This is a genomic window from Chitinophaga sp. YIM B06452 (assembly GCF_039655965.1).
Lineage (GTDB): Bacteria > Bacteroidota > Bacteroidia > Chitinophagales > Chitinophagaceae > Chitinophaga.
Genome location: NZ_JAWLKY010000001.1, coordinates 949,360 through 970,442 on the forward strand (window position 1 = coordinate 949,360; position 21,083 = coordinate 970,442).

The window sequence follows — 21,083 nt, forward strand, 5'->3', positions numbered from 1 at the left end:
TTCTTTTTGAGAGGAAGGAAGCACTGCGTATGCAGTGCCTCACTTCCTATAATTTTTGTTTCTTACCTGCTGCATCGAGGCAGCAATGTCACTTTTTCTATACCTTACCGACCGGCCAAACCGATAGGCATTTATTACCCCGTCCTTCGTGTAACTATGCAGCGTGGGTTTTGACACCTGCAACATTTTGCATACCTGATCTACCGTGAGGTATTCTTCATCCGGAGGTTTTTGAGGGTCAGCACGGGGAAGGACTGATTTCATTTCTTCCCGGATCGTTTCACGTAAAACCTCCTTCATTAACTCCCGGAGGTCCTGCTCCGAGAACTGGTGCATTAGAATCTCTCCCATCCGGTAACGTTTTTGAAGGTGGATGAAAGGGGCTCCCTTTGCAGGGAGCCGTTACCGAAATCATGGCGGAGAGCTGCGCCAGCTTTAGCACTTATTGACGTGGAACCCAGCGACAGCACAAGAGCTAAAGAACTATTTGGGAATCCCAAATAATTATTTAAAAACAAAAACTATTAATTTATATTATTTATATTCATAATATGTTTGAGCAAAAAAATAGATGAATAATTTAGTTATTAAAAAAACTATGCTGGCTTAATGCCTCGGCATTCTGCACCTGGTTCAGGCGGACATACCCCTGAAACACCTTCAGGCTCTTGTGGGCGGAGATCAACATGATCGAAGGGGTGGGAATCCCATCCAATATACAGTTGGAAATCATAGACCTTCTTCCAGTGTGGGCCGTCAGTAACTCATATTTTTTGAAGGTTTTGGTTTTCTTCTGGCCGCCGAGGGTCTTTGTGATCGTCACAGGCTCATTGATTTCGGCCAACTTACCCACATCCTTTAATACTCTATTAAAGATCTGGTTGCAGGGAGCCTTTGGAAGCTGGTAGTCGTACTTTTCCAGTATTGCTCTTACCATTGGAGCAATGGGGATAATGACAGGTTCGCCGGTCTTTCTTGTCACCATTTCAAGGGTGGCTCCTTTTACGTTCTCGGGTTTGATATTCACGAAATCGGAAAAGCGCAGGGAAGTAAGGCAACTAATGACAAAGTAATCGCGCACCACTGACTTCATTTTATCGTCTACGATCTCCAGTTCCGCAATACGCCGTATTTCGTCCATGGTTACGAAAATCTTATGCACATCCTCGCTGGGTTTGCTGAAACTCTTGCTTTTGAACTGCAGGTTATTGTTCAAACCACGCTCCGTTGCGTCGTTCATAAAAACCTTAATGTTCTTGATGTGCTTCCCCTCCGTGTTCTTTCCTACTCCCAAACCCTGCAGATACTTGATAAAGCCGTTACGCCATTCGATCGTCACTCCATCAAAATCAAGTGACATACCGGAGTAGGCTTCCATGTGCTTATACGTGGATACATAGCTTTTCACCGTGTTTTCTGCCTTGAGAGCCTTACTGTCAGTAATAAACTTGGGGATAAAGTTCATGAGCGTTACTTTTTCCTCCTTTGGAGCTTGAACTGTCCTATTCATCTTTTCCAGCAGTCCCTTGGTGATGTTTTCGGCAGTCGGGACCGCCCCATCAATCTGCATGTTTCTGAACAGGGCTTTGAAATCAGCCGCGATCTTGTCCAGCCACAGGTTAATGTCTGAGTTGCCCGGACTTTTCTTGGAAACGATAGCTCTCTGGCGGGTAAAATCCCATTCTGCAGGATGGATCTTGTCGCCGGTGCTTAAAAAGACCCTCTCACCCATAAATTTGACCTGCAAGCAAATCAGGGTCGGCTCTGTCGCCTTGGGTAGTTTGAGATAAAATCTAGGTTCTGGTACAATCATATTTATTTGTTTTTGTTTTTTATTATTTATTTATAATTATTTAATAATCAATTAGTTGTCCCATCGGTAGACCGCGAAGATGAGGATTTTTTTCCAATTCATCACAAATTTTATTTTGAGGGCCTAAAACGGCAACGACGGCCCTAAAGCCGTCATAAAAACCAATAAAAACAGATAAAAAACAATAAAAAATAAGTTGGGCTTGTCCGGGCTACTTTTAAGTTTTTAACGGCGTTCTCTCGAGCGCCATTTTTCTTTTTAAGCCCCGTCCAACCTGATTTTCAAAGGTTTTTACAGTACAATGTAATCCAATTCAGTACAATCTTCGGGAGGACTGATTCAGGGACTTATATTTAGGTCCTCCCGCTTCCACTTGCAGGCAAATCCTAAAAAAAATTTGTTATGCAAGTAAAAAATCAAAAACTCAGCATCCTGTTCTTTCACTCCCTCAAACGCACTAATGCCAAAGGACTGGCTTCTATTTGGGTGCGGCTCACCATAGATGGCATGGAGGATGAAATTTCCACTTCCATTTATGTACATCCCGATCACTGGGATGGAAAAAGTAAAAAGTAAAGAACACCCACCCGTCTCACAAAGCCTGCAATGAACGATTGCTAAATATCACCACAGACTTGAGCCGGCATTTTTATCTGATCACTGCTAAAAACGGCATTGCCACCCCGCAGGCCGTTTTTGAAAGCTATCGTACATCTGTTAATGGTCACAGGGACAGGAGACTTTTTCCCGTAGGAGTTTGAAAATGAATCATGGCTACACCAAAGCTGGTCTTGTCGCGCCATCCCAAAAACCCATATATGGGTCTGTGTAACCAGCCTGACCTGTCTCTACATGGCCAGTATAACGTCGGTAATATTTTTCATTCCCTGAAACCCTGACTGTGAAATCATACCAACCCAGAGAGCTGTCAAGATTGATGGCTTTAGTGACAGACTTGATGCCAGTATCGCCACTGGCCGGAAGGGGTACGATCATGTCAGGTTGCCCGTAGGCATTGTCTGTAATAATAAGATTGGCGCCGGATATCTCATTGTTGATATCAACCCGTACTTCAACGTTTCCGGTTAAAGTCCGGGCGTCCTGTAAAGAGTATTCGTATAAACAGGAAATATCAATATCCGGATCGTTCTGGTCTCCGGAGAATTCCCTTGAAAAGCCGTTGGGCCCATATACAATGGAGTGATATCCGTCACCCTCAAAAAAAGGCAAAGGGACGGTTTCTTTAATAGTATCGCCAGCTTTAACTACATAGGACCTCGGCCTTCTTGCGTTGACAATAGGCCCAAAGTCGCCGTGGCCTAAATAAAGATGAAAAGCAGTGCCCCAGCAGGTATGACCATATATTTCATTTCCTGCTTCAAAGCTTAAAACAACGCTATTTGAGCTTTTATCCAACTTTGCTTCAGCAAATAACTGATATAATAGCCCATTGGCTGGCCGTATCCCCTCTTCCTGTCTGGGTAATAATTTACTATTCCGAACATCGTTTTTAATCGCTGTAATTTGATCCGGTGTCAGCAAATTGGTACCCGGGGCAGCGTTGTTCCTGGCGCCCTTTATTTGCGTAAAATAATCCATCTTGTCAACACGTTCCGGGAGCGTTACCTTTTCGCCATTATAGGGCCTAAAAGCAGATGTAATATCACCGAAGACATTTCGCCTGAACTGATTAATATTGTTACATTCAATATTACTATTGCCGGCTTTCGTATTCAGGAATTTTTCCAGGAACATCAGGGAGGACGTGTCATCAAGTATTTGAGAATTCACCCATCCGCCACGGCTCCATGGTGACACCACGAACATAGGCACCCGAAAACCGGCGCCGATTGGACTGTCATATTCAGCTGCGTACTCTTCGGAAGGATCTATTCCCGTTGAGCATTTTCCCGCTACAACGGGAGCTACATAGGGAGGCATATGATCAAAGAAACCGTCGTTTTCATCGAAGTTTATGATAAAGATGGTCTTTTTCCAGATATCGGGTTTTGAGGTCAGGATATCCAAAACTTCCGAAACATACCAGGGACCGTATTGAGCAGCATTGGGATGATCCGAAAACACCTCCGGTGCAGCCAGCCAGGATACCGTCGGCAATTCTCCATTATTGACATCCTGCCTGAATTGATAAAGAATATCCCCTGCGGGGGCCATCATGCTGGTGCCATCCTTCAGCGTAATCTCCGTAAGGGAATTATATAATGGGTCCTTGATATTTGTTGTAAATGCCCTGTTGTGAATATTCTTATTATACTGTGGCAGCCCTTCCCACAGGAATGCTGCAACTTCACAAGCTCTTCTGTTTTCTTCATTCAGCAGAGGGAAGTACTCTGAGAACGATTCCAATACATTGTCGCCGAAATTCCCCAGCCATCTCATCTTATTGTCTGATGCTACCTCGTTATAACTATCAAGGGCACGTTGAATAATGGCAGTATGTAAATCTTTCCCGGATGTGATATCTTGTAAAACAGCCAATAATATATCCGAGGTCAAAAGCCGCTCAATAACTTTAGGCGCCTGGGTTCCCACAAGGTCGGATATTTGAAGCGCATTAAAATTGGTCTGGTTCTGATAGACTTTCCATGAAATTCCGTTATTGTACAACACTTCCGGGAATGTCAGCCAACGGCAGGTGCCGGGTATGTCAAACGAAGAATTATTCATTTGGGCCTTTTTACCGGCACTATCCGCATCAAATACATTGAGGCCTGTGAGCTTACCCGTCCAGAACATCGCCCTGTTGGGAGAAGTGCCTGTCAGGGATGAACAGAAATAATGATCGCATATGGTAAAAGCATCAGCGAGCGCATGATAGAATGGATGATCTTCACGGGTGAAATATTGCATGGTTTTCGGCGTCTTTTCATCTATCCATTTATCCATATACCCCAAATTCCTTGCTCCTATTTGATTCTCTGCATCATGCGGGCATCCTCCATCCCAGGTGACATTTGTGTTTTTGATATCGCATCTTAAAGGCGCATATGTATTTCCCATACTATCACTTTGCAACCAGATGGGGTTACCTTTTTCCTGTCGCAGGAACCGGGGATCATTAAACCCTCTCACGCCCTGAAGCGTTCCCAATAAATGATCAAATGACCGGTTCTCCTGCATTAGAAAAACGATATGTTCGGCATCCTGGTAAGTTGTGCCAGGATCGGGGTTTATGGCAAATGCTCTTTGAATGGAGCCAGGGAGGTTACCCAGGGCCAGGCCTCCCGATAATGCTGACAATTTCTTGATAAAGTCTCTTCTTGATTCCATGCAATTGATTTTTACGACTAACGTTCTATTTAGATCAGGCAATTATTGTACAACCAGTCCCAGCGTTTTAACATCGTACCCCTGCGAACTCAACCGGACCCAATAAAAGCCCGCTGCGAGCTTACTGATGTCCATTGTTATTAAATTAGTGATGCTATGACGTTCACATATCATCTCCTGCCCAAGCGCATTAATAATTCTCACAAGTATATGCCCGGACCATTTCAGGGAAGAATTAAATGAAATCTGTACGCTTGAGCTCGCCGGGTTAGGGTACAGGTATATCTTTCCGGTTTTGAGGTCGTCCTGTTTTGATATCGAGTTAGCTGAAACAACAGCGTCAACAGACGACAGGCTCTCCTTCTGCTGAAGGTTCTTTAAAACCAGGAAGTTGTCACTATAAGAATTGGATACTATTAAATGCGGCTGCTTACTTTTTCCGGTATTCTTTATGTAGACGTATTGCGGAGCGCTGCCTACAGCTGTTTCATTGATCTTTTCGAGCGATATATTGTGCAGGGAAGAATAGTTTTTCAAAATAACAATATTGTTATCCTTCTCGCTACTGACGGCTATTTCAGGCATGCCGTCATTGTCCAGGTCGCCTGATGTCAATGAGCTTGGCCTTCTAACCGATATCGCCGCTTTTGCATCTGCAAACTGAGCCTGGCCGTTTAGCGATGATGCATTCAGGTAGACTGAAACCGAATTGTCAAATAAATTTGCGACAGCAATATCGGGCATTTTGTTACCATCCAGGTCGTCCACAACACAACTTATGGGTCCCTTCCCCGTATTTAATTTATCAACCTGTGTAAAAGATATCCTTCCCGGCGATGAAGTGGAATTCTGTAAAACAAACAAGGCGTTATCATCATAGCCGGACACAATCAAATCCGGTTTTTTATCAGCATTAATATCTTCTACGACAAGATAATTGGGGCGTGTTCCCAGATCACGCGTAGATTTTAAAAAACTTACAACGCCTCTATCAGTGGAATTACATAGAAATGTTAAAGATCTCTTTTCAAAATCAGCTACAACAAGATCTGTCTTCTTGTCTCCGTCGAGATCTTCTGCGGCAACATGATAGGCCGATCCGTTCGTTTCGACGCCATGTTTTTTTTCAAATTTTATCGACCCCGGGGCCGATCTGTTCAGAAATATGCCAACAACACTGTTGTGACCTTTTTTATTTGACAAGGTGATTATATCCTCCTTTGAATCGCCGTTAATATCACCAATACAAAAAGACAGTATCCTGCTGTCAAGCAGGATGCTGTCTTTCATTATCCAGGATTGCCCGTCGTTTGCCGGAATGCCTTCCCATATGTAAATCTTTTTTTGCCTGGGACTGGCGACGACAATTTCATCTTTGGCATCATTGTCCAAATCTGATAAAAAGAGTCTTCCCGGCGAGCTCCCAGGCCATCCGTAAGCGCGGGCGTCAAAAGCGAGGCTATTCGACTGCCCATTCAATATGTGCGGCATACTTATTAGGAATGCAACACATATGCCTGCAAGCCCACGGCTTCTCAGAACACGTAGATTTTTTTTCATACATTTTCAATTTAAATCAGGACGTAGCTTTCAACTGAGCGTTTAAGCCGCCTTTCAATACACGGTAGATACATGTGCCGTGGAATTATACCCCTGGGGGAAGAGGAGTTCACATAAGCTTAATATTGGGCGGCGACGCCAGGTACTTGTTGCAGGACCAGGTTTTTACCTATGCAGAAGTAAAAAAATTAAGTTGACCTGGTCAAATGGCATTTTTTGGAACGCAGGATTAGATAGCCGAACTTTATTACGATAAATTGTTTTTTTTGTTTAAACCCAATCTCCATGAAAAAAGTTCAAACTTGCCAATTCGTTGAACTTACCTAAAATGAACTGATTAATGTCCGTAGAGGAGGCCTCCTGAGAAATCTCCTTCCTGACATTCCAGCTATAACAGGCGCACTGGATGGACTTTCAGGTACTGCGGATTTTTTATTCCAGGGAGATTTACTGTTAACAGAAGAACAGCTTGATGCTTTATTTGGGGCGCTGATATGCGGCTGGCGGCGTCATATGGCCATGTGCATGTTAACCCAGCTTTTTTATGATGTAAATTATCCATATAATGACCTTTATCATAACTAATTCTTATTAATCCACTCTACGATCGGGTCGATCCATTCCTTCCTTCCCTTGTAGAAAAATCCATGACTTAAACCTGTGTTCAACACGACCTGTTTATAACTTTGGATGCGCTTTTGCATTTGAAACAGGCTATCACAAGAGCCACGCGGGTCGATTTTTCGCAACATATTGAATATCAAAACGCCAAAGCAACCAAAAGCTTTAAATCGTCAAGAAAGTGGTTCGAAAATTGTTCGGTAGGGGCTACAAATGTTTCACCACTTGGATCTCAAGTGTTTTTTTTATCCTTACAGGAATATCCTACTCCTTCACTTTGTATTACAGCCCTTCACTACTTACATAAAACTATTGGCGTGGTATCGCCAAGGTCCTTGCTGGCGGGATATGCGCCATCGTACAGTATGAGCGTCAAGGCCCGTCTCGCTGTAGAACCGATGACCCGGCCACGATGCACACTGCCTCCCGGGACGATATAGGATTGACCGGCACCAAGACGTTGACTGCTTTCTGATCTCTCCAGGCACTGCTCTCCGTCCACAATATAGAATACCTCCGGGCCGGAATGCGTGTGAATCGGCGTTGTAGAGCCCGGCATAAGTAGAGACGACATCACCCGCATCATATACCGATCTGCAGGAGGCAGCTCAAAAGGGCCTATCTGGGCGATGTGCTGGCCGTTATGGTGGTCCTCAGCTTTGGTCTCGACAGTCAACAGCCAAAAAGACCCGTGTGCTTCTGTCGCCACACTATTGGGGCCGGCTGCTTTCATCGCCGCTTCCAGCGAATCAAAGCGATCTATATGCCAATATATGGTCTTTGTCGGAGGTCCAACCAGGAGCCTGTTGGTCAGGATCGTACAACCCTCCTCCCCACGCCGTTCAGGAGAGTTCTCCATGCACTTTACGGATGGACGCTGTTGTGCACTCCTCGCATCTTCAATGTTCCGTGTTGTTGAACAGGAAGAAGCAGACAAAAAAAACAATAGACAAAAAGAACTTTTTAGTTTCATACGATTACAGCTTTATGTTTACATACAATAAACACTGAGAACGTACAGTTTTTTTGAGAGGGAATATCAGGAGTAACAAATAACGACCGAATTTACGCATTTTATCAATTGTTACAGTATTTATTGCAGCAAGTGCGCTCGCGCATAGGCTGGATTTTCAGACACAGATCGCGACAAGGTCAAAATTCTTATACCGGATCCGGGATGCAATTCATCTGATAGAAATTAACTATATTAGTAAACTGAACCCTAAGACATATTCACCTTACTAAACCCAATGCAGAAAAAACCGTTTTCAACCTTGAAAACTGAATGAATGATAACCTCCAAACTATGTCACTAAAAAAAGAACTGATATATATTGACGGGAAAGACGAAACTGACCGCGTTGTTTCTTATTCGTATCGCAACAACAAATGCGTTATAGTTTTCAAGAATAACGATACCCCATATTCATACAACATAACGAGGGTAAAAATTGTCCGAACCGGAATAAGTAACAGAGCCTGCGACATCTTTAGCTATCTAAGAAAAATAGCAGATACGGTCGGATTAAAAACAGAAGACGGGAATAATATACTTGCCAATTTTTATCAACGGACATCGGTTCTACCTGAAGATTGTATTCTTTTAAATTATTTGAACGGAACTGTTCCCCATATAAATAACGATAGCCAATTAGTTGAGATTTTCCCTTTTGGATTTAATATCAGTCAGAAACATGCTGCAAATACTGCATTCTCTTGTACAATGAGCGTTATTGAGGGGCCTCCTGGAACAGGGAAGACACAAACTATACTAAACATTATTGCCAATGCTATTATGAAGGGTCTGAGTGTTGCCGTTGTATCAAGTAATAACGCTGCGACAAAAAACGTTTACGAAAAACTTGAAAAAAATGGCATCGGATTTATTGCCGCGCTGCTGGGCAGCTCTCAAAACAAAAAAGAGTTTATTGATTGTCAAACAAATATTCCCGATTTGTCAAGATTTAGTTTATCAGACAAGGAAAAATCGACATTAATAGAAAATGTGCATAAACTATCCCATCAACTCACTGAATATCTTCATAAAAAGAACGAATCAGCCTTATTGAAACAGGAACTTGATAGTATAGAAACTGAATATCAACATTTTCAAAACGCTTACAAAGAACTAACAGGAAGGTCTATTATATTTAAGCGAAATATAACTACCGGCGCTTTGCTCTCATTGTGGCTGTCTGTTGAAAACCAGGCCAGAAAAAGAAAGGAGTTTGGCTTTTTTAAAAGGTTGATTTTCCGAATAAAATACGGGATCAAAGACAAATCGTTTTATACGTATTCTTTTGAAAGGATGATTAGGATTTGTCAGTCAAGATATTATCCTGTGAAAATCTCCGAACTTACAGAGAGAATAAGAATATTGGATGCTTTAATCAAACGGTTTTCATTTGACAGTAAAATGCAGGAATACACCCATCATTCGATGCAACTTTTGAAATCAGAACTATACCGGAGGTACCAAAATAATAAAAGAGAAATTTATACGATAGAGAATCTTCGTTCCAAATCGTCCGAATTCATCCGGGATTATCCCGTGATTATGAGTACAACATACTCATTAAAACAAAGTTTATCTGATAACGTTTTTTACGATTATGTAATAATAGACGAATCGTCGCAAGTTGACCTGGCAACAGGCGCTCTTGCATTATCCTGTGCAAAACGAGCCGTAATTGTAGGCGATCTAAAGCAACTTCCCAATGTGGTCGATAATGTCACGAAAGGGAAAACCGACCTGATCTTCAGTTCTTTTGCTCTTCCTAAAGCTTATCATTATTCAAATCACAGCCTGCTATCCTCGGCATTGGAGATTTTCCCAAGCATACCAAAAACACTTTTGAAGGAACATTATCGTTGTCATCCGAAAATCATAGAATTCTGTAATAAAAAGTTTTACAAAAATCAGCTTATTGTACTTACGGAACAGACAGACAAACGTGCTCCCCTTCTTGTTTACAAAACTACCCCTGGCAATCATGCACGAGAAAGAATGAATCAAAGGCAGATTGACATTATAAAACAGGAAATCATCCCAAATGAACGCCTTGAAACAGCTGATTTGGGAATTGTTACCCCATATCGCAATCAAACCAACGCTCTGCAAAAAGCATTTATGGGAACGACGATAAAAGCAGATACTGTCGATAAATTTCAAGGCAGGGAAAATGAAGTTATTATACTTTCTACTGTCGATAACGAAATTTCAGATTTTACGGATAATCCTAATCGTTTAAACGTGGCAGTTTCTCGTGCAATAGGGCAACTGATATTGGTTGTAAATGGGAACGACAGCGAAAAAGACGGTAACGTTGCTGATCTAATACGATATATTGAGTACCATAACTTTTCAGTAGTTCAAAGTAGTCTGAACTCCATATTCGATTGTCTATACAAAGGTTACGAGGAAAAACGGGCAGCAATTATTTCAAGAAGTGGTAAAGTATCAAAATTTGACAGTGAAAACTTAATGTATGCTCTCATTAAAGAAGTGTTATCATACGACAATCTCTCAAAATACGACGTCCTCTTGCATTTTCCTGTAAGAGATCTTATCAAAGATTTTTCCAATCTAAATGAAACAGAACATAAATACGCCAATAATCCATTAACCCATTTAGATTTTTTGATTTACAACAAACTTGGCAAAAATCCTGTTCTTGCTATAGAGGTTGATGGGTTTGAATATCATAAATATGGCTCACAGCAAGAAAAAAAAGACAGGATAAAGGATAAAATATTAGAAAAATACAATTTACCTATTCTGCGTTTTGCAACAAACGGCAGTAATGAAAAAGAGACGCTAATAAGGAAATTAAATGAAATACAGAGTTAGATAATTTTCCCTACACGGAAGCAAAACCAATTCGGCCGAAAAAAAAATTTGTTCCTACTGACCGATCATGAATACTGCAAACCCATTAAGCGAATGCCTGAAACTGATAGCGGAAATAAAGCAAGCCGATCTAAACCAGCCAACGGAAGAAGATCAGGCCCTTTTGAAATTGAAAGAGCTGTCCATAATCTTTATTAACCTTAATGCCAGCGAAAGGCACCAGGTATTGGGAGATTTGCCCGATAACCGCTGCTGGCTCCTTTTGGACCTGAGCTGCGGCGCAGCTGAAATGGCCATAAATACCAACGACACATCCTGGATCCGTGTTGGTATCCTCGCTCATATCATTGAAGATTTTCGTATAGACTACCGGGAGAATACCCGCAGGCTGGTATTGATCGACTATGCCTGCAGGGTAATGAACATCAAACTGAAGGAGGTTGTAGATGCCGTAAATGATGCCGCCAGCGAAAGAGCCGGGAAAGGCTTATCAGACTTTTGCAGCCGCCCGCCGGCAATCAATGACCCCGCATTGTTCGGCATAAAAGTGGAAAACAGGGACGGGAAGATTAAATTCATGCCTCTTTAATTGTTTGCCAGCATATTTTTTATTAGTTTCAAACGTCTGAGTAGCATGGTTTCCCGCCATGCAACCAATTTAAGTCCCGCTGCAAATCTTTCTCAACGTCATGAAAGTATTCAACTTACTACCTTTATTGTTATTCACCGCAACGCCCATGGCTAAATCCCAGCACCCGTTTAATGTACCCGGTACCGTTATCGACCACTCTCCCAAGGCGTCGCAGCGTTATATCGGTTCTCCCAGCATTTGCATTTTGCCGGATGGCAATTACCTCGCGTCGCATGATTATTTTGGGAAAAATAGTAATGAACGCGTTGCCGGTATTGTGAAGGTCTTTATCTCGCGGGATAAAGGGAAATCCTGGGAACAAACTGCGGAATTAAGCGGCCAGTACTGGTCCAAGCTGTTCGTTCATGATAAAAAAGCCTACCTGCTGGGTACTACCAAAGAATATGGCGACCTGGTGATCAGGCGCTCCGATGATGGCGGCCGCACCTGGACGGAGCCTACAGACAGCCTGCATGGCTTGTTGCGGACAGGCAGGTTCCATTGTGCGCCTACGCCGGTGATCGAATACAACGGGCAACTCTGGCGCGCAGCGGAAGACGCCATGGGCCCCGTTTCAGGGTGGGGAAAGATGTTTGAAGCCTTTGTAATGCATATACCCGTTGACGCCGACCTGCTAAATGCAGCCAACTGGAAATATACAAATGCCCTGCCTTATGACTCCACTTACCTGGGCGGGAAATTCGGCGGCTGGCTGGAAGGGAATGTGGTAGTTACACCTGATCAGCAAATTAAGAATGTACTGCGCGCGCACTACGTGCAAAAAGGCGAGGAAAAGGCCGCTATCACTGATATTTCGGCAGATGGCAGCACCGCTGCCTTCGACCCTGCTACCGGGTTTGTCAACTTTCCCGGCGGGGCCAAAAAATTCAGCATCCGTTATGACCCGGTATCGAAGCGCTACTGGACCCTGTCTAACTATGTACCGCAGGAATACGAGAACAATAACCAGGAACGCGTGCGGAATACGCTGGCCCTTTGCAGCTCGGAAGACCTACGGAACTGGCAGGTGGAGCGCATCGTGCTGCAAAGCGCCAACACCGCGCATCACGGGTTTCAGTATGCAGATTGGCAATTCGAAGGGAAAGATATCATCGCCGCAGTACGCACGGCTTATGACGATGCCGAAGGCGGCGCGGATAACCAGCATAATGCAAACTATCTCACCTTTCACCGGGTAAAGAACTTCCGGAAGAGATAAATGTTTATCCAAATTGCGCAGGACTAAAAAATAAAGAATAAAAAAGTAATTTAGGGCGGTAGAATACTCATCCAAATCTTTCGGGCCAGTCCTAATGAATTTCTTTATGAAACAGATCCTCCTGATCGCATCAGCCATTATCTTTTTTGGCGCCAGCTGTTCAAAATCAGATAACAAGCCCGGCGGCTCTTATTCGAACGACCGGAGTGCGGGCGCCTCCGCCAATGACCTGTTGAGCAGCGCACGCTACAAATCACTGAAAATTGAGATCCAGTACATGCCGGGCTTCCAGCCGGACGCCGCAGCTATCAATCATCTTACGGCCTTCCTCAGCAACCGGCTGAATAAACCCGGCGGCATACAGGTAACGCAGAAACAAATTGCCGCGGCCGGCAGTGTGCTGTCCGCACAGGAAGTGCTCAATATTGAAAAACAAAACAGGACCGTTTACACCAGCGGCGACCAGCTGGGTGTGTATTTCCTCTTTACAAACGGCAACTATACCCAGAACAATGTGCTGGGGATCGCCTACCGCAATACCTCCATGTGCCTCTTCGGGAAAACGATACACGACAACTCCGGCGGTGTTGGGCAAACCAGCAGAACAAAGCTGGAAGCCACCGTACTGGAGCATGAGTTCGGGCATATACTGGGCCTGGTAAACATCGGCAGCGCCATGCAAACCGCCCACCAGGATACGCCGCATGGAGCGCATTGCAACAACGAAAACTGCCTGATGTATTATGCGTCGGAAACCACTGATGCGCTCGGTTTCCTGCTGACCGGGAATATTCCTTCCCTGGATGCCAATTGCATCAACGACCTGAAAGCCAACGGCGGCAAATAAGAAACCTATTTTTTCATAAATTGAGGTCATGCAAACATACGAGACCTACCGCGACCAACTGGCAAGCCTGCTGGCCCCGCTTCCTCCACGGGAACAATATTTTTTCGGCTGCTGGTGCACGGAAAAATTGTCCGGCCTTTTCAGCATCGAGAAAATAAAAAAACTATCAGCCGCCGAATCGGCGCAGATCAATGGTTCTATGGCATTTATATGGGACTCTTATACGCGCTTCCCCGACGTTGGCGAACAGGAATTGTATGACACATTCGAAGCAGTTCAACAGATCGAAGAGAAAGATTTCGACCAGGATGATTACGCTGAATACACCGCCAAAGCATTGCTGATCGCCCAGATGCTTATTCTCTCTTTTATTGAAGAACGCGACCCGGAGCTGATCTTGGATGCAGCGGAAACGCTGATACAGGTGATGGAATTTTCTATCAGCTACAACTTCGGCCACGATACCACCGACCTGTTCAACCACCCCCTGATCAGCAACGAGCTGCGCCTTCAGCAGCAAATGACAGAACGCCTTGCCTCCGGGCCCGCCCCGGGCGCCGGCGACAAGAAACTGTTCCGTCCTTAACCTATCTCCATCCTCCTCCCAAATCCCTGTAAATATTCACCACGGCATTCAACTGCTGCTGCTTCGTTTCTATCAGCTCAAGCTTCGATTCCAATGCATCCCGCTGTGTCATGAGCACCTCCAGGTAATCGGCCCTGGCGGATTTGAAGAGGTCGTTGGAAATATCAATGGAACTGGTGAGCGCGTCTACCTGCTGCGATTTCAGGTCGTAGCTCTTTTCGAGGTTGCTGATGTTGGAAAGCTGGGTGGACACTTCCAGGTACGCATTTAAGATAGTGCGCTCGTAATTATACATCGCCTGCAGCTGGCGCGAATTGGCGTTGCTGAATTCAGCTTTGATGGCGTTGCGGTTGATCAGCGGGCCGGCCAGGTCGCCCGCCAGCGAATACAGCAGCGACTCCGGCGATTTCACGAGGTAGCTGGGCTTGAACGCCTGGAAACCTACCCCGGCGGAAATGCCGAAGGAAGGGTAAAACTCCGCCCGGGCAACTTTCACATCCAGCTTCGCCGCGCTCAATTCAAGCTCCGCCTTTTTGATATCCGGCCTGTTGGCCAGCAACTGGGAAGGGATACCTGCGCTCACGGCCTGCGGCAGCAATCCTAAAAAGTTCTCTTTATCCCTCGCTATCTCCTGCGGGTAGCGGCCCAGCAGGAAATTGATCCGGTTCTCCGTTTCTTTTATTTTCTGCAATATCTCAAACTCCAGGCTTTGCGACTTCAGCACTTCGGCCTGGAATTTCTGAACAGCCAGCTCCGTGGCTCTCGCCGCTTCCTTCTGGGTTTTCACGATGTCCAGCGCATTCTTTTGCAGGTCGATGTTTTGTTTGACGATCGCGAACTGGTTATCCAGCGCCAGCAACTCGTAATAGGAATTAGCCACTTCTGCTACCAGGTTGGTGAGCACAAAATTCCTTCCTTCCACCGTTGCCAGGTAGCGGGCCACAGCGGCTTTCTTCGCGTTGCGCAGCTTTTTCCATATGTCCACTTCCCAGTTCGCATAAGCCGCCAGGGTGTAATCTGCCAGCGGGTCGGGCATTTCTTTGCCGGGTTCTATTTCCGTGGATGCGTCGCCGGCGCCCTGGCTGGTGTACCGCCCCACCTTCTCCACGCCGATGCCCGCTTTCGCGCCGACTGTTGGCAGTATAGCGCCTTTCCGGATGCGGATGTCATTCCTGGCGATCTCGATCTCCTGCAGGGTGATCATCAGCTCCTGGTTGTTGTTCAGCGCCGTGTCTATCAGGTTTGCCAGGTCTTTATCCGTAAAAAAGCTCCGCCATTGGATCGCTGAAGTATTCGCCGTATCCCGGCCATTGCCCCAGGATGCAGGCACCGCCCTGTTTTCAGCCCTTTGCGTAATGGCCGGCACCCCACAGCTTGCCAGGCAAACGGCCAGCACGCCCACGCAATGATGTATCCTGAATCTATACATTATGATCTATTTCTTCTGTTAGAGGATTTTCTTCTTCATTTTTTACCAGCATGCGCCTTTCCGCGATCTTCCCGAAGATGTAATACAAACCGGGAATGATCAGCACGCCAAAAACGGTACCGAAAAGCATACCGCCTGCGGCTGCAGTACCGATCGTCCTGTTGCCGATCTTACCCGGCCCCGTGGCAAACACCAGCGGGATGAGGCCGGCGATGAATGCAAACGAGGTCATGAGAATGGGTCGGAACCGCACCTTCGAGCCTTCCAGCGCTGCGGCCAGCACAGTGGAACCGGAGCGGTGTTTTTGCACGGCAAACTCCACGATCAGCACGGCGTTCTTACCCAGCAAACCGATCAGCATCACCATCGCCACCTGCGCATAGATGTTGTTTTCCAGCCCCAGCATATCCAGGAACAGGAAAGCCCCGAAAACCCCGGCCGGCAAGGAAAGGATCACTGCCAGCGGCAGGATGAAACTTTCATACTGCGCAGACAGGACCAGGTATACGAAACCGAGACAGATCAGGAAAATATAAATAGCCTGGTTGCCTTGCGACACCTCATCCTTCGAAATGCCCGCCCAATCGATCCCGAAGCCTCTAGGCAAGGTCTTCTGCGCCACTTCGTTGATCACCTTGATCGCTTCGCCACTGCTATAGCCGGGGGCTGCAGAGCCGCTTACTTCCGATGCGGTGTACATATTATGCCGCGTGATCTCTGACAGACCATATACTTTCTCCATTTTCATAAAAGCCGAAAATGGTACCATTTCATCTTTATCGTTCTTCACATACAGCTTCAGGATGTCTTCCGGTGAAGCCCTGTACTGTGGCGAAGCCTGTACCATTACCTTGTACTGCCGGCCGAATTTGATGAAGCTGATCTCGTAGTTGCTGCCCACGAGCGTGGAGAGCGTGTTCATCGCATTCTCGATGCTCACGCCTTTTTGCTGGGCGATGTCGTTGTCTACCTTCATCATGTATTGCGGGAAGCTGGCGCTGTAAAAGCTGAATACGGACGACAGCTCTTTCCGTTTGGTGAGTTCTTTCACGAACTCGTTGCTCACGGTTTCCATTTTTTTGTAATCGCCCGAACCCGCTTTGTCCAGCAAGCGCAATTCGAAACCGCCCGCAGCGCCATAGCCCGGAACGGCCGGCGGCAGGAAGAATTCGATGGTAGCGCCGGTAATGCCTTTAGCTTTTTCTTCCAGCTCTTCAATGATCTCCTGCACGGAATGTTTGCGGTCTTCCCAGCTTTTCAGGTTGATCAGGCAGGTGCCGGAATTGGCGCCGGTACCTTCGGTAAGGATTTCGTAACCGGCCAGTGAAGAAACGGATTGCACGCCTTCCACGTCTTCCGCCATTTTCTGCAGCCTTTCCGCAATCTCGTTCGTTCTTTCCAGGGAAGAGCCCGGCGGCGTTTGAATGATGGCATAGAACATTCCCTGGTCCTCATTGGGAATAAAACCTGAAGGCACGCGGCCGTTCAGGAACCAGATGCCCGCGCAGAAAGCGCCCAGTACCAGGAACGTGACCATCCTCCTGTTCACAATACCGCCCAGTATTTTCTGGTACCTTCCCGCAACGCGGTTGAACGAATTATTGAATCCGCCGATGAATTTGTCCAGGGGGTTTTTCTTTTTAGGTTTCCCGTGGTTGTTCTTCAGTATCATGGCGCAAAGGGCCGGCGTAAGCGTAAGCGCCACCACGCCCGACAGAATGATCGCCGTGGCCATGGTGATGGAAAACTGTCGGTAGAATATCCCCACCGGGCCGGACATGAACGCCACGGGCACAAACACCGCCGCCATCAGGAAGGTAATGGCGATGATCGCCCCGGCGATCTCGTGCATGGCCTTCTTTGTGGCTTTCAGCGCGGATATATGCTCTTCCTCCATTTTGGCATGCACGGCCTCGATCACCACGATCGCATCATCCACCACCACACCGATCGCCATTACCAGGGCAAACAGGGTGATGAGGTTGAGCGTGATGCCGAAGAACTGCATGAACATGAACGTACCGATCAGCGATACGGGCACGGCCATGGCGGGAATGATGGTAGACCGCCAGTCGCCGAGGAAGAGGAACACCACCAAACCCACCAGGATAAAGGCTTCCACGAGGGTATGGATCACTTTTTCGATGGAAGCGTCCAGGAATTTGGATACGTCGTAGCTGATCTCATAATTCATTCCCTTCGGGAAAGAGCTTGCTTTGATCTCCTTCATTTTCGCTTTCACATCTTCGATCACCTGGCTGGCATTGCTGCCGTAGGATTGTTTCAATACAATGGCCGCGGAGGGTTTACCGTTCAGGTTGGAATAGATGTCGTACATCGAACTGCCGAACTCCACGTCCGCCACATCTTTCAGCCGCAGTATCTCCCCGTTCGGGCTGGAGCGTAAGATCACGTTGCTATATTCTTCTTTCGTGGTGAAGCGGCCGGAATATTTCAGCACGTATTCAAACGCCTGCGAGCGTTTACCGGAGCTTTCGCCGGTCTTACCCGGAGAAGCTTCCAGGCTTTGCTCGCTCAGCGCTTTCATCACTTCTTCGGCGGAGATCTTGTAAGCCAGCATGCGGTCCGGCTTCAGCCAGATGCGCATGGCGTATTCCCGGTTCCCGAGAATGTCCGCAACACCAACGCCGTTCACCCTTTTCAGTTCGGAGAGGATATTGATGTCTGCAAAGTTGAAAAGGAATTTCTGGTCCGTATGCAGGTCGTCGCTGTACAGGTTGATGTACATGAGCATATTGGACTCCTCGCGGGTGATCTTCACGCCTTCACGCACTACCAATGGCGGCAGTTTATTCACCACTGAGGCCACGCGGTTCTGCACGTTCAGCGAAGCCTGGTTGGGATCCGTTCCCAGGTTAAACACCACCTGGATGGTTGCCTCGCCGTCGTTGCCCGCGTCGGAGGCTATGTATTTCATCCCGGGAACGCCGTTGATGGCTCTTTCCAGGGGAATGATCACCGATTTGATCATCAATTCGCCGTTCGCGCCGGGATATTCCGCGGTTACATTCACCTTGGGCGGCGAAATGGAGGGGAACTGGGTGACGGGCAGTTGGGTAATAGCCAGCACCCCCAGGAACACGATGATGAGCGAAATAACGATCGACAGAACCGGCCGCTGTATGAATTTATTGAACATTGAACTATGCTATTTGGATTGAACTGTTATTCCGCCTTCAACCGCAGGTGCGAAAGCACCCCTGCGGGTTTCTGGTATTCAAAGCTGATCTTGTCGTCATCTTTCACTTTCTGAACACCCTCCAGCAGTATCTTGTCATTCTCGGAAAGGCCGCTTTCAATCACGTACAGGTCCGGCATCTGGCCGGCTACGGTAATGTGTTTAGACTGCACCACGTTGTTGTGGCCGATTACGAACACATAGATCTTGTCCTGTATCTCGTAAGTGGCCTTCTGCGGGATGACCAGCGCGTTTTTCATCGGCACGGTCATCAGCACCTTGCCCGTTTCGCCGTTCCTCAGCAGTTTTTCCGGGTTCGGGAACCTCGCCCTGAAAGCAATATTCCCCGTTTCGTTGTCAAATTCGCTTTCGATGGTTTCTACATCGCCTTTGTATGGCAGCGGCTGGTTGTTGGCCAGCAGGAGAGTCACTTTGCTGCTGCCGCGGCCTTTCGTGTTGGTGGAGTAATCCAGGTATTCGGGCTCTGATACGTTGAAGTAGGCGAACATCTGGCTGTTGTCCGAAAGACTGGTCAGCAGCTCGCCTTCATCGATGAGGCTGCCGAGTTTTAGGGGGATGCGGTCGATGGTGCCGTCGAACGGCGCCCTGATCTCCGTGAAAGAAAGGTGCAGTTTGGCGAGTGACATTTCCGCCTTTGCCTGGTCCAGCTTGGCCTGGGCCATGGCCTGCTCGTTCTTGGAGACCACATTCTTTTCCACCAGGGTGGTAGTGTTCTGCAGCTCTATTTCCGCGGCTTTGGTTTCCGCTTCTGCTTTCAGCAATTCAGCCTCATATAGTTTCGGCATGATCCTGAACAGCAGCTGGCCGGCTTTCACGAACTGGCCTTCGTCTACATAAATATTTTGCAGGTAACCCTTTTCCTGGGCCCTGATCTCGATGTTCCTGACAGAGCGTATCTGTGAAACATATTCTTTGGTAAAAGAGGTATCCACCCTCAAAGGGCTGGTGGCGGTGTATTTGCCGGTCTCTTCACTCTTTTCTTCAGCTTTGGTTACACAGCCCGTTTGGTACAGCATGGCAAGCGAGCCTGCGAACAAGACAATTCTTTTCATCCGTTATTATTGGTCTTTTTAAAAGGTCGGATGCAACCTCGCGTGGATATTCCCTTGTTTGCAGAGAATATATCAGCTCGGCTTCATAACATTAAATGCATATTAAGCGGGTAAATGCCCTGGAAACAAGTATCCCGCGGGCGCTGGAAAGCATCAGGCACAAGAGGCAACCGTCATGCAGAGGGCAGTGCTTAAACATACATCCGCCAGGCATACAGTGCAGCTTTGCAACTGATGGATGTTCTGATCAGATCCTTAAAGTTCTTTGAACGATATATTTATCGGAAAGCTGGACCGCGAAAGGGGGCGGGGTTTTAAAGCGGTTGTGGAGGTAACTTAAGATGGAAGGGCTGGAAAGCGCTAAAAAACAACGGGCGAGCAGCTTGTATTTCCGGGCCGAAGAACTGCTGGTGTCTTCATCTTCCACCTTTTCCGTGATAAGCTGTTCAGTCCCTTTTTCAACGTCTGTTTCTCTCACCTTGGTGCGGTGCCGGTGAATATTGGGAAATTTGGCGTGCCGGGTGTTATCTGCTCTTGAGGCGATAGAGTAGTGCGCGCTATGATGATGCACGCCTGCGAAAGCGGCAACACCTCTTCCCAACAGAAGAGAAAACAAGCACACGAAAAATAAAACTACTCTCATTTGGGGGCCAAAAATAATAAAAGGTTCGAAAGCATAAAAAATTTGATCCGGCCCGAACCGTAAAAAAAAGGTTAAATCTTAATAATTCCCCGTGTTTCTTTGATCCTGGTCTAATAAACTCCTGATTTTTTAATCAGATTTTAATATCTGATTAAATGCAATTTGTTGGTTGGGGCATAAAAAACCGGTATTGCACCTAAAAATTCCGTCATTGCGAGGAGCTGTAGAGCCAAAGCGGGGGCGCGACGAAGCAATCTCCTGCATTGGATTGATACACCCCATGTTTGGAGATTGCTTCGTCGCGCTTCCTGCCGCACAGGA

Annotated in this window: 14 protein-coding genes; 6 read left to right on the forward strand and 8 right to left on the reverse strand. The window is 46.6% G+C overall.

Features of this window, described 5'->3' with window-relative positions:
- Window positions 1–39 precede the first annotated feature (39 nt).
- Entirely contained in the window at window positions 40–351 is a 312-nt protein-coding gene (locus tag R3I13_RS03530) for a helix-turn-helix domain-containing protein (RefSeq protein WP_346316540.1), read from the reverse strand.
- A gap of 229 nt (window positions 352–580) precedes the next feature.
- A complete protein-coding gene (locus tag R3I13_RS03535; protein ID WP_346316541.1) occupies window positions 581–1,813 on the reverse strand; it encodes a site-specific integrase in 1,233 nt (410 codons plus the stop codon).
- 402 nt (window positions 1,814–2,215) lie between these two features.
- Here R3I13_RS03535 and R3I13_RS03540 point away from each other — a divergent pair, with 402 nt between their 5' ends.
- Window positions 2,216–2,389, forward strand: a complete 174-nt coding sequence (locus tag R3I13_RS03540) for an Arm DNA-binding domain-containing protein (RefSeq protein WP_346316542.1) — start codon at window positions 2,216–2,218, stop codon at window positions 2,387–2,389.
- A 198-nt stretch (window positions 2,390–2,587) separates the two neighbouring features.
- Here R3I13_RS03540 and R3I13_RS03545 read toward each other — a convergent pair whose 3' ends face one another.
- Both R3I13_RS03545 and R3I13_RS03550 read right to left on the reverse strand, forming a co-directional pair.
- Window positions 2,588–5,104, reverse strand: coding sequence for a phospholipase C, phosphocholine-specific (locus R3I13_RS03545; RefSeq protein ID WP_346316543.1), 2,517 nt, complete (start codon window positions 5,102–5,104; stop codon window positions 2,588–2,590).
- Window positions 5,105–5,146: 42 nt separating this feature from the next.
- On the reverse strand, window positions 5,147–6,664 hold the full coding sequence (locus R3I13_RS03550; protein WP_346316544.1) for an FG-GAP-like repeat-containing protein: 1,518 nt from the start codon (window positions 6,662–6,664) through the stop codon (window positions 5,147–5,149).
- 1,906 nt (window positions 6,665–8,570) lie between these two features.
- Between R3I13_RS03550 and R3I13_RS03555 the strand changes: the two genes are divergently transcribed.
- The 5 genes from R3I13_RS03555 to R3I13_RS03575 all read left to right on the forward strand — a co-directional run bounded on the left by R3I13_RS03555 (window position 8,571) and on the right by R3I13_RS03575 (window position 14,418).
- Window positions 8,571–11,135 (forward strand): AAA domain-containing protein, encoded by a 2,565-nt coding sequence (locus tag R3I13_RS03555; protein ID WP_346316545.1) that lies wholly within the window; start codon window positions 8,571–8,573, stop codon window positions 11,133–11,135.
- Between the two features lie 67 nt (window positions 11,136–11,202).
- Window positions 11,203–11,724, forward strand: a complete 522-nt coding sequence (locus R3I13_RS03560) for a hypothetical protein (protein ID WP_346316546.1) — start codon at window positions 11,203–11,205, stop codon at window positions 11,722–11,724.
- 100 nt (window positions 11,725–11,824) lie between these two features.
- Window positions 11,825–12,985: a hypothetical protein gene (locus tag R3I13_RS03565; RefSeq protein WP_346316547.1), complete on the forward strand. Its 1,161-nt coding sequence runs from the start codon at window positions 11,825–11,827 to the stop codon at window positions 12,983–12,985.
- A gap of 106 nt (window positions 12,986–13,091) precedes the next feature.
- The gene (locus tag R3I13_RS03570) at window positions 13,092–13,832 is read left to right on the forward strand and encodes a M12 family metallo-peptidase (protein ID WP_346316548.1); all 741 of its coding nucleotides are present in this window, start codon (window positions 13,092–13,094) and stop codon (window positions 13,830–13,832) included.
- A gap of 28 nt (window positions 13,833–13,860) precedes the next feature.
- Complete coding sequence (locus tag R3I13_RS03575; RefSeq protein ID WP_346316549.1) at window positions 13,861–14,418, forward strand: hypothetical protein; 558 nt, start codon at window positions 13,861–13,863, stop codon at window positions 14,416–14,418.
- A 1-nt stretch (window position 14,419) separates the two neighbouring features.
- Here R3I13_RS03575 and R3I13_RS03580 read toward each other — a convergent pair whose 3' ends face one another.
- The 4 genes from R3I13_RS03580 to R3I13_RS03595 all read right to left on the reverse strand — a co-directional run bounded on the left by R3I13_RS03580 (window position 14,420) and on the right by R3I13_RS03595 (window position 20,762).
- On the reverse strand, window positions 14,420–15,847 hold the full coding sequence (locus tag R3I13_RS03580) for a TolC family protein (RefSeq protein ID WP_346316550.1): 1,428 nt from the start codon (window positions 15,845–15,847) through the stop codon (window positions 14,420–14,422).
- Window positions 15,840–19,007: an efflux RND transporter permease subunit gene (locus R3I13_RS03585; RefSeq protein WP_346316551.1), complete on the reverse strand. Its 3,168-nt coding sequence runs from the start codon at window positions 19,005–19,007 to the stop codon at window positions 15,840–15,842. The genes R3I13_RS03580 and R3I13_RS03585 overlap by 8 nt, the downstream gene beginning before the upstream one ends.
- A gap of 26 nt (window positions 19,008–19,033) precedes the next feature.
- Window positions 19,034–20,119 carry an efflux RND transporter periplasmic adaptor subunit gene (locus R3I13_RS03590; RefSeq protein ID WP_346316552.1) on the reverse strand — a complete coding sequence of 362 codons (1,086 nt, stop codon included), beginning with the start codon at window positions 20,117–20,119 and terminating at the stop codon, window positions 19,034–19,036.
- A 247-nt stretch (window positions 20,120–20,366) separates the two neighbouring features.
- Window positions 20,367–20,762 carry a hypothetical protein gene (locus tag R3I13_RS03595; protein ID WP_346316553.1) on the reverse strand — a complete coding sequence of 132 codons (396 nt, stop codon included), beginning with the start codon at window positions 20,760–20,762 and terminating at the stop codon, window positions 20,367–20,369.
- Window positions 20,763–21,083: the final 321 nt, after the last annotated feature.